The sequence below is a fragment of the Bradyrhizobium sp. SZCCHNR1053 genome, assembly GCF_032381235.1.
In the GTDB taxonomy this organism is placed as follows: domain Bacteria; phylum Pseudomonadota; class Alphaproteobacteria; order Rhizobiales; family Xanthobacteraceae; genus Bradyrhizobium.
This window is the reverse complement of record NZ_JAUHJM010000008.1, coordinates 141,260-154,119: the sequence shown is the minus strand read 5'-3', so window position 1 is coordinate 154,119 and position 12,860 is coordinate 141,260. Positions and strand designations below refer to the sequence as shown.

Sequence of the window (12,860 nt, the reverse complement as noted above, 5' to 3'; positions counted from 1 at the left end):
TCGATGCGGGCCGGCCGGCGGCCGCCGGGCACCGCCAACGGGAGTCAAGGCCAAACCAGCATGGCGGCCATGCAGCAACAGCTGGAACCTTGTCCGAAGTGATTGGTATTGGGGTCGGGTCGCGTGTTGGGCGCGATCAGCGTGTCCGTTGGACGGGCGCTTACGCTCCGACCGCGGCGCGGCAACAAGGTGCCGAATAGCGGGCCACCGCTTGTTGCGGCTGCGCGTACGCTATGTTAGCAAAGCGCCGCTTTTCGTGATCAAGCTGCTCCCGCGGCGATCGAAAATCAAAGTCCTGCTTGAATTCCAAGGGCTTAACTGGTTTGCGCCGCAGCGGCGCGCCGGTGTCCCTCTTGTGGGTTGGGCACATATAAAAAGAGCACGTCTGTGGCTGCTGAAGATCCCTCCGTATCCGGTGTGTCCGGTCGTTACGCGACGGCCCTGTTTGAACTGGCCCGTGACGAAAAGTCCGTCGATGCGGTCAAGGCCGATCTCGATAGGTTCAATGCCCTCCTCGATGAGAGCGCCGATCTCAAGCGCCTCGTCCGCAGTCCGGTGTTCGGTGCGGACGTGCAGCTCAAGGCGCTCAATGCCGTGCTGGACAAGGCTGGCATCGCCGGCGTCGCCGCCAACGTGCTGCGCGTGCTGACCGCCAACCGCCGCCTGTTCGCGGTGACCGACGTGATCCGCGCCTTCAACGCGCTGGTCGCCAAATACAAGGGAGAGGCCACGGCCGACGTCGTCGTCGCCGAGCCGCTCTCCGACAAGAATCTCGACGCCTTGAAGGCCTCACTGAAGACGGTGACCGGCAAGGACGTCGCGCTCAACGTGAAAGTCGATCCAGCGATTATCGGCGGGCTCGTCGTCAAGCTCGGCAGCCGCATGATCGATAGTTCGCTTCGCACCAAACTCAACTCGATCAAGCACGCGATGAAAGAGGCAGGCTGATGGACATCCGCGCCGCGGAAATTTCCGCGATCCTCAAGGACCAGATCAAGAATTTCGGGCAGGAAGCCGAAGTTACCGAAGTCGGACAGGTGCTGTCCGTCGGTGACGGTATCGCCCGCGTCTACGGTCTCGACAACGTCCAGGCCGGTGAGATGGTCGAGTTCGAGAACGGCACCCGCGGCATGGCGCTGAACCTCGAGACCGACAATGTCGGCGTCGTCATCTTCGGCGCCGACCGCGAGATCAAGGAAGGCCAGACCGTCAAGCGCACCCGCGCCATCGTCGACGCTCCGGTCGGCAAGGGTCTGCTCGGCCGCGTCGTCGACGCGCTCGGCAATCCGATCGACGGCAAGGGCCCGATCCAGGCGACCGAGCGCAAGCGCGTCGACGTCAAGGCCCCCGGCATCATTCCGCGCAAGTCGGTGAACGAGCCGATGTCGACCGGCCTCAAGGCGATCGACGCCCTGATCCCGGTCGGCCGTGGCCAGCGCGAGCTGATCATCGGTGACCGTCAGACCGGCAAGACCGCGATCGCGCTCGACACCATCCTGAACCAGAAGCCGCTGAACGTCGCTGGCGCTCCCGAGAGCCAGAAGCTGTATTGCGTCTATGTCGCGATCGGCCAGAAGCGCTCCACCGTCGCTCAGTTCGTCAAGGTGCTCGAAGAGCAGGGCGCGCTGGAGTATTCGATCGTCATCGCCGCAACCGCGTCCGATCCGGCCCCGATGCAGTATCTCGCCCCGTTCACCGGCTGCACCATGGGCGAGTACTTCCGCGACAACGGCATGCACGCCGTCATCATCTATGACGATCTGTCGAAGCAGGCCGTCGCCTATCGCCAGATGTCGCTGCTGCTGCGCCGTCCGCCGGGCCGCGAGGCCTATCCGGGCGACGTGTTCTATCTGCACTCGCGCCTGCTCGAGCGGGCCGCCAAGCTCAGCAAGGACCATGGTCTGGGGTCGCTCACCGCGCTGCCCGTCATCGAGACCCAGGCCAACGACGTGTCGGCCTACATTCCGACCAACGTCATTTCGATCACCGACGGCCAGATCTTCCTGGAGACCGATCTGTTCTTCCAGGGCATCCGTCCTGCCGTGAACGTCGGTCTGTCGGTGTCGCGCGTCGGCTCCTCGGCCCAGACCAAGGCGATGAAGAAGGTCGCCGGCAAGATCAAGGGCGAGCTGGCGCAGTACCGCGAAATGGCGGCGTTCGCGCAGTTCGGCTCCGACTTGGACGCCTCGACCCAGCGCCTGCTCAACCGCGGCGCGCGCCTGACCGAGCTCCTGAAGCAGCCGCAGTTCTCGCCGCTGAAGATGGAAGAGCAGGTCTGCGTGATCTGGGCCGGCACCAACGGCTATCTCGATCCGCTGCCGCTCAACAAGGTGCGCGCGTTCGAGGACGGCCTGCTGTCGCTGCTGCGCGGCAAGAATGCCGACCTGCTGAACGCGATCCGTGACAGCAAGGATCTGTCCGACGACAGCGCCGCCAAGCTGAAGGCGGTGGTCGAAGGCTTCGCCAAGACCTTCGCCTGACGGCAAAGGATGGCCGGACTTCGCCCGGCCATCAACGTCGTAGACGTGGGACAACAAGACATCTCATGTCCGGCACCAGGCCGGGCATGACCAATCTCGAGGGTTGAACGGCAAGGTCCCAAGGGGATCCGGCCGCCGGGGTGAGATCGACGAACAATGGCGTCACTGAAAGACATGCGGGTCCGCATCGCCTCGACCAAGGCGACGCAGAAGATCACCAAGGCCATGCAGATGGTCGCGGCCTCCAAGCTGCGCCGTGCGCAGCTCGCGGCCGAGGCGGCGCGTCCCTATGCCGAGAAGATGGACGCTGTGATCTCCAACATCGCGAGCGCCACCATCGCCTCCGCCGGCGGGCCGAAGCTGCTCGCAGGTACCGGTCGCGACCAGGTGCACCTGCTGCTGGTCTGCACCGGCGAGCGCGGCCTGTCCGGCGCGTTCAACTCCTCGATCGTCCGCCTGGCGCGCGAGCGTGCGCTCGCCCTGATGAACCAGGGCAAGGAGGTGAAGTTCTTCTGCGTCGGCCGCAAAGGTTATGAGCAGCTTCGCCGCCAGTTCGACAAGCAGATCGTCGAGCACATGGACCTGCGCTCGGTGCGCCAGATCGGCTTCGCCAATGCCGACGAGATCGCCAAGAAGGTCATCGCCCGCTTCGATGCCGGCGAGTTCGACGTCTGCACGCTGTTCTATTCGCGCTTCCGCTCGGTGATCGCGCAGATCCCGACCGCCCAGCAGATCATTCCGCTGGTGGTCGAGGCGCGGCCCGCCAACGCGGCGCCGCTGGCGCCTTACGAGTATGAGCCGGAGGAGGACGAGATCCTGGCCGGACTGCTGCCGCGCAATCTCGCGGTGCAGATCTTCCGCGCGCTGCTCGAAAACAACGCCTCGTTCTACGGGGCGCAGATGTCGGCCATGGACAACGCCACCCGCAACGCCGGCGAGATGATCCGCAAGCAGACGCTGATCTACAACCGCACGCGTCAGGCGATGATCACCAAGGAACTGATCGAAATCATTTCGGGCGCCGAGGCGGTCTAACCGGATCGCGTCGCGCCCCGTTGAAGCGCAACCCAAGGACATATCCCGGTCGAGCCGACCGTGGTTTCGTATACGGATCGTAAGGAGAGAAATCCAATGGCTACCGCAGCCAACCAGATCGGTCGCATCACCCAGGTCATCGGCGCCGTCGTCGACGTGCAGTTCGAAGGTCACCTGCCGGCCATTCTCAACTCGCTCGAAACCAAGAACGGCGGCAACCGCCTCGTGCTTGAGGTCGCCCAGCATCTCGGCGAGTCCACCGTGCGCACCATCGCGATGGACACCACCGAGGGCTTGGTTCGCGGCCAGGAAGTCAGCGACACCGGGTCGCCGATCCGGGTGCCGGTCGGCGTCGGCACGCTCGGCCGCATCATGAACGTGATCGGCGAGCCGATCGACGAGGCCGGCCCGGTCGAGGCCGAGGGCCTGCGCCCGATCCACGCGGACGCGCCGAGCTACACCGATCAGTCGACCGAAGCGGAAATCCTCGTCACCGGCATCAAGGTCGTCGACCTCTTGGCGCCCTACGCCAAGGGTGGCAAGATCGGCCTGTTCGGCGGCGCCGGCGTCGGCAAGACCGTGCTGATCCAGGAGCTGATCAACAACGTCGCCAAGGCGCACGGTGGTTATTCGGTGTTCGCCGGCGTCGGCGAGCGTACCCGTGAAGGCAACGACCTCTATCACGAGTTCATCGAGTCTAAGGTCAACGCCGATCCGCACAATCCCGATCCGAGCGTCAAGTCGAAGTGCGCGCTGGTGTTCGGCCAGATGAACGAGCCGCCGGGCGCCCGCGCCCGCGTCGGCCTGACCGGCCTGACCGTCGCCGAGCACTTCCGTGACCAGGGCCAGGACGTGCTGTTCTTCGTCGACAACATCTTCCGCTTCACCCAGGCCGGCTCGGAAGTGTCGGCGCTGCTCGGCCGCATCCCCTCGGCGGTGGGTTATCAGCCGACGCTCGCCACCGACATGGGCGCGCTGCAGGAGCGCATCACCACCACCAACAAGGGCTCGATCACCTCGGTGCAGGCGATCTACGTGCCGGCCGACGACTTGACCGACCCGGCGCCGGCGACCTCGTTCGCCCACTTGGACGCCACCACCGTGCTCAACCGCGCGATCTCGGAAAAGGGCATCTACCCGGCCGTGGACCCGCTCGACTCGACCTCGCGCATGCTCTCCCCGCTGGTCGTCGGCGAGGAGCACTATCAGACCGCGCGTCAGGTCCAGCAGATCCTGCAGCGCTACAAGTCGCTGCAGGACATCATCGCCATCCTGGGCATGGACGAACTGTCGGAAGAGGACAAGCTGACCGTGGCCCGCGCCCGCAAGATCGAGCGCTTCCTGTCGCAGCCGTTCCACGTCGCCGAAATCTTCACGGGATCGCCGGGCAAGTTCGTCGACCTCGCCGACACCATCAAGGGCTTCAAGGGCCTGTGTGAAGGCAAGTACGATCACCTGCCGGAGGCCGCCTTCTACATGGTCGGCAACATCGACGAGGCGGTCGAGAAGGGCAAGAAGCTGGCCGCCGAGGCGGCCTAAGGGCGAATAGCGAATAGGGAGTAGCGAATAGACGAACTGTTCGCTGCTTCCTCCTTCACTACTCGCCATTCGCTATTCGCTATTCGCAGGTTTCCCAATGGCTACTTTCCATTTCGATCTCGTCTCGCCGGAAAAGATCGCCTTCTCGGGCGAGGTCGACCAGGTCGACGTTCCCGGCCAGGAGGGTGATTTCGGCGTGCTCGCCGGCCATGCGCCATTCGTGGCGACGCTGCGGCCGGGTATCCTGACGGTGACCGCTGGCGGCTCCCAGCAGAAGATCATCGTGCTCGGCGGCCTCGCCGAGATATCGGACAAGGGTCTGACGGTTCTGGCCGACGTCGCGACGTCGCTGAAGGAGCTCGACCAGACCGCTTTCGCGGCCGAGATCGCCGGCATGGAATCCAAGCTGAACGAGAAGCAGGGCAACGAGCTCGATCGCGCGATCGAGCGGCTCGATCACTTCAAGACGATCCAGCAGCAGCTCAACACGACCGCGCTGCATTGATCCAACAGCACGACGTATGAATGAACGTTCATGGCCGGGCTCTGCCCGGCCATTTTCGTTTTCCGGCTCGAACGTCCGGGGCCGGCGGATGACTACTAGCAAGGGATGCCGGTTGCGTGCTCGCCGATCTGACGGCATGCTCCCGGCCGTTCGACTGGGCGTGGTGACATGGCAGGGCAGATCGTGTTGAAGCGCAAGATCGCGGCGATTTTTGCCGCCGATATTGCCGGCTATTCCCGCCTCGTCGCCGAGGATGAAGAGGAGACGCTGCGGCGTCTGGCTGCCTATCGCGAAGTGGTCGACGACTTCATCGCGCGCGCCGGTGGCCGCATCTTCAACACCGCGGGCGATGCCGTGCTCGCGGAGTTTCCCAGCGCGGTCGAAGCGGTGCGCTGCGCGATCGACATTCAGGAGAGCCTGCGCACGCGCAACATGGCCTATCCGCCGAACCGGCAGATGAGCTACCGCATCGGCATCACCATCGGCGACGTCGTCGAGCGCGACGGCGATCTGCTCGGTGACGGCGTCAACATCGCAGCCAGGCTGGAGGGGCTCGCCGATGTCGGCGGCATCTGCATCTCGCGCGCGGTGCACGAGCAGGTCGCCAATAAGCTGTCGGTGCAGTTCGCCGACATGGGTGCGCGGGAGGTCAAGAACATCCCGACCCCGGTGCACGCCTATCGGGTCGCGATGCGCCGCGAGGACGGCACTTGCGCGCCGCCGGAAGAAAAGAAAGTCGCCCGCGGCGGCGGGCTCCGCCTGATCTGGCGAATTGCGGCCGCCCTGGTTGCGCTCGGAGCCGTCGGGGTCGGGACTGAGCTCTATCTGGACTACCGCGATCCGCATCCTGTGCAGCGCGATGCCGCCAAGGCGGCGGCGGAGGCGCTGGCCCGGCTGTCGGCCACGCCGGCTTCGCCTTCCTCGGCCCCGTCTTCATCTCCGTCCCCCGCGGCGACGCAGTCATCCGTCGCCGTGCAGCCCGCTGCCTCGCCGCAGCCGTCACCGCAACCTTCGTCCGTTGTCGCCGCCGAGAAGTTCGCACCTGAAGCCGTGCCGTTCGTGAGCGAGCGGACCCGCATTGCGCTGGCGCGCGACTACGTGCTGGCACCGGATCACAAGGCGTTCGCGACAACGATCAACGGCGTCAGCGCCTATGTCACCGGACAGGCGAGCGATGAGGCCGCGAAATCGGCTGCGCTGGAGCAGTGCCAGCAGCGCGCGGAAAACGCGAACGGACCGCGCAAATGCGAGCTCTATGCCGTCGGCGACAGCGTCGTCTACGTGCACAGCAAGCCACTGTTGCCGCCGCAGCCCTGGGTGCGCCACGACCCGATGACCGAGCGCGCCTTCAGCGCTGCAGAGATGCCGCTGGTGCGTGATACAGGCCGAGCCCGGCTCGAGGCGAACTACGGCACGGCGCGACGGACCAAGGCCATCGCGCTCGGGCCCGGCGGGCAGTTCTTCTATAGCGTCGGCGGCGACCTCGTCGACGACGTGGTTCGCCGCAATCTCGAAGCCTGCGGTGCCCAGGCGGGGACCGCCTGCATCATCGTTGCGCTCGACGATGCCTTCGTGGTGCCGGTGCCGACGGTGATGAAAGTCACCGGCTTCTTCCGCGCGGTCAACCATCAGGCGATCGCCCCGGAGGCGCGCGAGGAGGTGGCGCGGCGCCTCGAGGCCGCGCCGTCGGGCTGGAATGCAGTCGCGGTCGGAACGGCTGGCCGTCCCGGCTTCGGCCTCAACGGCGATCGCGAGGAGACCGCGATCGGCGGCGCGCTGGCCGATTGCGCCACGCGCGACAGCGATTGCCGGGTGATCGCGATCGGCCCGTTCACGGTCGAGGACAATTAAGCCGGCGAACTCTCTCGACCTCGTCTTTCCGAGGCGCGCGGAGCGCGAGGCCGGAATGACGGTGAGCCTCACTCTTCGTTGATCAGTCGCCAGCTTTGGCGAGATGCGCAAAGGCCTGCGCCACCGCGCGGTAGACCTCTCGGCGGAACGGCACCACCAGATCCGGAATGCGCGCGAGCCGCTCCCAGCGCCAGGCGTCGAACTCGGCCGGCTGGTCGTTGCGCGGCGTCACCGGATCGATGTCGCCCTCGCGTCCGGTGAAACGCATCGCGAACCATTTCTGGCGCTGGCCGCGAAAGCGCGCGAGCCGGTGGTTCGGATCCTCAAATGGGGGAAATTCGTAAGTCAGCCAGTCGGTCTCGCCGAGGATGTCGGCGTCGCGAATGCCCGTCTCCTCCCAAAGCTCGCGCCGCGCCGCCGCCTGCAGATCCTCGCCGGGGTCGACGCCGCCTTGCGGCATCTGCCATTCGAGTCCGGGCAGGACGATCTCCGGCCCGTCGTCGCGGAAGCGGCGCCCGAGGAAGACGAGGCCTTCGGCATTGAGCAGGGCGATGCCGACATTCGGCCGGTAGGGTCTGGTTTCGGTCATGCTCATATCCGTGGGGCTTCGTCTCGCATGGCAACGCATCGTGACGGCGTTGTCGCGACGGATCTGCAGAGATTCTTTGCAGTGCGAGCGTATGACACGGTTTCGGCCACGCGTCGCGGTCGGCCCGCGATCGCGAGTCAGCCGCCAGCCAGCGTGGCGAATTCCTTCACCACCCGCTCATAGACCGGCCGCTTGAACGGCACGATCAGCCCCGGCAGGTTCTTCATCGGCTCCCAGCGCCAGCTGACGAATTCCGCCTTGTGGTGGCCGCCGCCGGGCCGCTCGACGTTGATCTCGGCATCGGGCCCGGTGAAACGCAGCGCGAACCATTTCTGGCGCTGGCCGCGATAGCGGCCCTTCCAGGCGCGACCCGCGACCGTGCGCGGGATGTCGTAGGTCAGCCAGTCCCCGACCTCGGCCAGCTTCTCGACGGAGCGCACGCTGGTCTCTTCGTACAGCTCGCGTTTGGCCGCCTCCCAGGCATCCTCGCCGGGATCAACGCCGCCCTGCGGCATCTGCCAGACATGGGTGTCGTCGACATGCTCGATCCCGCCGGCGCGGCGACCGATGAAAACCAGCCCCTCCGAATTGATCAGCATGATGCCGACGCAGGTGCGGTAAGGCAGGTCCTCGTAGCGCGTCATTCCGGTCTCGGCCTTCCTGCGGGACCCTGCGCCTCGCTGCGCAGGCCTCACGCTGTCACGTCGCCAGTCGGGCCGGCGCACGTTCGTTCAGTTCGATTTTGATTTCAGCATCGCGGTTGTCAATGGCACCAGCAGCATGCCCTTGCGGTCGAGCCCCTTGATCCAGGTGCCGATGCGGTCGATCGAGACCGGCAGCGCCGACGCGGTCCCGACGGCGACGCCACGCTCCTTGGCCAGGCTTTCGAGCTTGGCGAGCGCATTGTCGATCTCGACCGGGGTCGGCACCGCGTCGATGGCGACGTCGCCCTTCGCGAACGGCATCGCGCGTCCCGTGGCCAGCGAGGCCGCCACGCTGCGCGGGGCTGCGCCATCGTCGAACAAGGCCAGACCGCGCTTGGCGGCCTCGTTCACGATCGGCTGCATCGCCGCTTCCGTTGCGACGAAGCGCGCGCCCATGAAGTTGCCGATGCCGACGTAACCCTGCAGCCGGCTCATGTGCCAGAACAACCGGTCGATGTTCTGGTCCGGTGCGAGTGTAGCGAGCAGCGTCTGCGGACCCGGATCGTTGTCGGGATAGTCGTAGGGCTCCATCGGGACCTGGAGCAGGATCTCGTGGCGCTGCGCCCGGGCGCGCTCGGCGAGTTTGGTCGGATCGGAGCCATAGGGCGTGAAGGCCAGCGTGACCGCCGGCGGCAGCTTCATGATCGCGTCCACCGTCTTCGCGGCGCCGACGCCGAGACCACCGATCACGATCGCGACGGCCGGCATGCGCGCCGCCTTGGCGCGGTCAGCCTCGGCCGCATAGGCGGTGAACGGCTTCAGCCCGTCGGCCATCACCGGGATCATGCCGTAGCGCGACTTCTCCAGCAGCCGCGGGTCCACGCCGGGCATCTGGCTCGCCGGAGCGGCCGATCCAGGCTCCGCCGTCTCGCCACCGGCACCGATCGCGACCTCCTGGCGGGTGCCGCTGGAGCCGTCGATGATGGTGACCGTCTTGCGCTCGCCGCCCTCCTGCTTGGCCGCGGGGGCCGCGCCGTGATCGACCTTTGCCTCAGACTTGCCATCCGGCTTGGCGGCCTTGTCGTCGGCAGGCCTTGCGCCTTCGTTGATCGCGACGCGGGCGACCGGCTCGCCACCGAGCGGATTGTCGTTGAACATCGCAAAGCCGGCGAACGCGACCAGGAACAGGCCGAGCAGCATCGCAAGGGCCTGCAGGGCCGTGAAGGGAAGCCGAATGCGGCGCTTGCGACGCGTTTCCGTCTGTCCGAGCGGGGCGCTCAGCTCGTCGGCCGTCTCTGTCATCGAAATTCCCGAATCAATCGGGTCGACGATACCACGGCGAGGATTCGGACGCAGGGCCAGTCTCCCAAAGCCCGTAGATCGGCGGAGCGGGAAAGCAAGAAGCCAAAGAGAAGAGGAAAGGGCGGCCCGGAGGCCGCCCTTCAAACCCGATGCGCGTCTGTCGGCTGCCGCCTAGTTCGCAGCCTCTCAGTTCGCAGCCTTGGCCGGCTTGTCGGCCGCGGCCTTCTCGGTCGGCGCCGGCGTGTTGGCGCTGTTCTTGATGCCGTGGAGGAGGTCGGCGGCCATTTTGAGCGCCTTGTCGTCCTTGGCGTCCGGCGGCACGTAGGATTGCGAGCCGGTCTTCTCGTCGCCGTCGTTCTTCAGATGGCCGCGCAGCGAAGCCTCGCCCTTGGTGTCGGTGCGCGACTTCAGCTCATCCGGCACGTCCTGCAGCACCTCGATGTCGGGCACGATGCCCTTGGCCTGGATCGACTTGCCCGACGGCGTGTAGTAGCGCGCGGTGGTCAGCCGCAGCGCGCCATTGCCGGCGCCGAGCGGGATGATGGTCTGCACCGAGCCCTTGCCGAACGAGCGGGTGCCGACCAGGGTCGCGCGCTTGTGGTCCTGCAGCGCGCCGGCCACGATCTCCGACGCCGAAGCCGAGCCGCCATTGATCAGCACGATGACCGGCTTGCCCTTGGTGAGGTCGCCGGCATGCGCCGCACGGCGCTGCGTCTCCTCGGCATTGCGGCCGCGGGTCGAGACGATCTCGCCGCGCTCCAGGAACGCGTCGGAGACGGTGACCGCCTCCTCGAGCAGGCCGCCCGGATTGTTGCGCAGGTCGATGATGTAGCCCTTCAGCTTGTCACCGATCTGGTTCTGCAGGTCGGCGATGCTCTTCTTCAGGCCCTCGGTGGTCTGCTCGTTGAAGGTGGTGATGCGGACATAGGCGATGTCGTCGCTCTCGGTGCGCGAGCGCACCGAGCGGACGCGGATGTTGTCGCGGGTCAGCGTCACGTCGAGCGGATTGTCGGCGCCCTTGCGCACGACCTTCAGCTTGATCTTGGTGCCGACCGGGCCGCGCATCTTCTCGACCGCCTGGTTGAGGGTCAGGCCCTGCACGGCTTCGTCGTCGAGATTGGTGATGATGTCGTTGGCCTGGATGCCCGCCTTCGAGGCCGGCGTATCGTCGATCGGCGACACCACCTTGATCAGGCCGTCTTCCATCGTCACCTCGATGCCGAGGCCGCCGAACTCGCCGCGGGTCTGCACCTGCATGTCGCGGAAGCTCTTCGCATCCATGTAGCTCGAATGCGGATCAAGGCCCGAGAGCATGCCGCTGATCGCGGACTCGACCAGCTTCGAATCGTCGGGCTTCTCGACATAATCGCTGCGCACGCGCTCGAACACGTCGCCGAACAGATTGAGCTGGCGATAGGTATCGGCGGTCGCGGCGCGCGCCGTCGATCCCATCAACACCGCGCGCGGTTGCGAGACGAACAGGGTCAATGCCGCACCAGTGGCCGCGCTCAGGAGAATTACCGAAGTCTTACGCATCATCCGCGTACCTTTTCGCCTTCATTTGCGGCCCACCATGGGCCTGGATCGATTGGAGTGCCGTCCTTACGGAACTCGACATAGAGCACTGGTTGACTCGCGTTGGTAGCGAGAATGGAGGCGACCTGGGACGAGTTACCCATGGTCGCGACCGGTTCTCCCGTCTGAACAAACTGCCCGATGTTGACGGAAATGCGCTCCATCCCGGCGATCAGGACATGATACCCGCCACCGGCGTTGAGGATCAAGAGTTGTCCGTAGCTGCGGAAGGGACCCGCATACACAACCCAGCCATCACACGGGGTTGTGACCTGGGCGCCCGGCCGGGCTGCCAAAGAAATGCCTTTATCGGAGCCTCCGGCGCCGTCCGACGCGCCAAATTCGCGAATCTTGGTGCCGTTGACGGGAAACGTCAGCATGCCCTTGGTCGAGGCGAACGCGATCGCGGGCGCCTTGCGGCCCGGGTTGCGCAGCGCATTCGCGTCCGGCTTGCTGTTGACCGGGACGCCCTGCAGGCTTGCCGTCGACGCGGCCTTGGCGGCGCTCTTGAGATCGAGCTCCATCGTCGTGATCAGCCCTTGCAGCGAGTCGATCTGCTGGGCCAGCACAGCCGCGCGCGCGCTTTCGGCTTCCATGTCTTTCTCGGCCGAGCTCTGCTTGCGCTGGCGTTCCTCCACCAGGGCCGCGAGACGGGTCTGATCGGTCCGCAGCCTGTCGCGGTCGCCGGCGAGCTTGTCGCGTTCGCTGGCGATCGTCTTGCGGATGGCGACGAGCTCGCCGAGATCGGTCGAGAGCTTTTCGGCGCGGCCACGCATCTCCGGGATCACAGCGCCCAGCAGCATCGCGGTCCGCAGCGACTGCAGCGCATCCTCGGGACGGACGAGCAAGGCCGGCGGCGTGCGGCGGCCGGCGCGCTGCAGCGCAGCCAGAACCTCGATGATCTCGGTGCGCCGCGCCTCCAGCGAGGTGCGCAGATCCTGCTCGCGGCCGTCGAGCCCGCGCAGTCGCGTTTCGGCCTCACCGACTCTCGTCTCGACGCTGCGCACCTGCGCGGCGACGTCGATCAGCTGCTGATTGAGCTTGCCGCGATCCTCGCCCAGCGCGGCGATGTCGGCCTTCAGGCGCTCCTGGGCCTCGGCGGCGGCCTTCTGGGCCGCGCGGGCGGCCTCGAGCTCCTGCTCGCGCTGCTTCAACTGCTCGGGTGTCGCCGGTGTCGGCGAGGCGGTACCGGCGAGGGAAGGCCGAAGTCCGGTCTGCGCCGTCGCCGGCAGACCGGGAACGACGATCAGCAGCGCGACCAGCGACGCGCGGCACAGCCGGCCGCTGCGGACGGTTCTTGAGGAACGGGAGAGGGGCCGCGCAGCGAACATCGAGGTCCT

The 12,860-nt window shown here is 66.3% G+C and carries 11 protein-coding genes; 6 read left to right on the top strand and 5 right to left on the bottom strand.

Features of this window, described 5'->3' with window-relative positions:
• The first annotated feature begins 387 nt into the window (after window positions 1-387).
• The 6 genes from QX051_RS19750 (at window position 388) to QX051_RS19725 (ending at window position 7,410) form a co-directional block, all read left to right on the top strand.
• Window positions 388-948, top strand: coding sequence for a F0F1 ATP synthase subunit delta (locus tag QX051_RS19750; RefSeq protein WP_315715934.1), 561 nt, complete (start codon window positions 388-390; stop codon window positions 946-948).
• Window positions 948-2,480 carry a F0F1 ATP synthase subunit alpha gene (atpA, locus tag QX051_RS19745; protein ID WP_315715935.1) on the top strand — a complete coding sequence of 511 codons (1,533 nt, stop codon included), beginning with the start codon at window positions 948-950 and terminating at the stop codon, window positions 2,478-2,480. Before QX051_RS19750 ends, atpA begins: the two co-directional genes overlap by 1 nt.
• Before the next feature lie 156 nt (window positions 2,481-2,636).
• Window positions 2,637-3,515, top strand: a complete 879-nt coding sequence (locus QX051_RS19740; RefSeq protein ID WP_315770540.1) for a F0F1 ATP synthase subunit gamma — start codon at window positions 2,637-2,639, stop codon at window positions 3,513-3,515.
• 96 nt (window positions 3,516-3,611) lie between these two features.
• Window positions 3,612-5,054, top strand: a complete 1,443-nt coding sequence (gene atpD / locus QX051_RS19735; RefSeq protein ID WP_315740720.1) for a F0F1 ATP synthase subunit beta — start codon at window positions 3,612-3,614, stop codon at window positions 5,052-5,054.
• A gap of 97 nt (window positions 5,055-5,151) precedes the next feature.
• Window positions 5,152-5,559: a F0F1 ATP synthase subunit epsilon gene (locus QX051_RS19730; RefSeq protein ID WP_315740721.1), complete on the top strand. Its 408-nt coding sequence runs from the start codon at window positions 5,152-5,154 to the stop codon at window positions 5,557-5,559.
• A gap of 168 nt (window positions 5,560-5,727) precedes the next feature.
• Entirely contained in the window at window positions 5,728-7,410 is a 1,683-nt protein-coding gene (locus tag QX051_RS19725; protein ID WP_315777279.1) for an adenylate/guanylate cyclase domain-containing protein, read from the top strand.
• Window positions 7,411-7,492: 82 nt separating this feature from the next.
• Here the strand turns inward: QX051_RS19725 and QX051_RS19720 are convergent, their stop codons facing one another.
• The 5 genes from QX051_RS19720 to QX051_RS19700 form a co-directional block, all read right to left on the bottom strand.
• Window positions 7,493-7,999 carry an RNA pyrophosphohydrolase gene (locus QX051_RS19720; RefSeq protein ID WP_315740723.1) on the bottom strand — a complete coding sequence of 169 codons (507 nt, stop codon included), beginning with the start codon at window positions 7,997-7,999 and terminating at the stop codon, window positions 7,493-7,495.
• Window positions 8,000-8,136: 137 nt separating this feature from the next.
• Window positions 8,137-8,643 (bottom strand): RNA pyrophosphohydrolase, encoded by a 507-nt coding sequence (locus QX051_RS19715; protein ID WP_315740724.1) that lies wholly within the window; start codon window positions 8,641-8,643, stop codon window positions 8,137-8,139.
• An 87-nt stretch (window positions 8,644-8,730) separates the two neighbouring features.
• Window positions 8,731-9,945: a divergent polysaccharide deacetylase family protein gene (locus QX051_RS19710; RefSeq protein WP_315777278.1), complete on the bottom strand. Its 1,215-nt coding sequence runs from the start codon at window positions 9,943-9,945 to the stop codon at window positions 8,731-8,733.
• Between the two features lie 186 nt (window positions 9,946-10,131).
• Window positions 10,132-11,484: a S41 family peptidase gene (locus tag QX051_RS19705; RefSeq protein ID WP_315740726.1), complete on the bottom strand. Its 1,353-nt coding sequence runs from the start codon at window positions 11,482-11,484 to the stop codon at window positions 10,132-10,134.
• The gene (locus QX051_RS19700) at window positions 11,481-12,851 is read right to left on the bottom strand and encodes a murein hydrolase activator EnvC family protein (protein ID WP_315777277.1); all 1,371 of its coding nucleotides are present in this window, start codon (window positions 12,849-12,851) and stop codon (window positions 11,481-11,483) included. Before QX051_RS19700 ends, QX051_RS19705 begins: the two co-directional genes overlap by 4 nt.
• Window positions 12,852-12,860 lie beyond the last annotated feature (9 nt).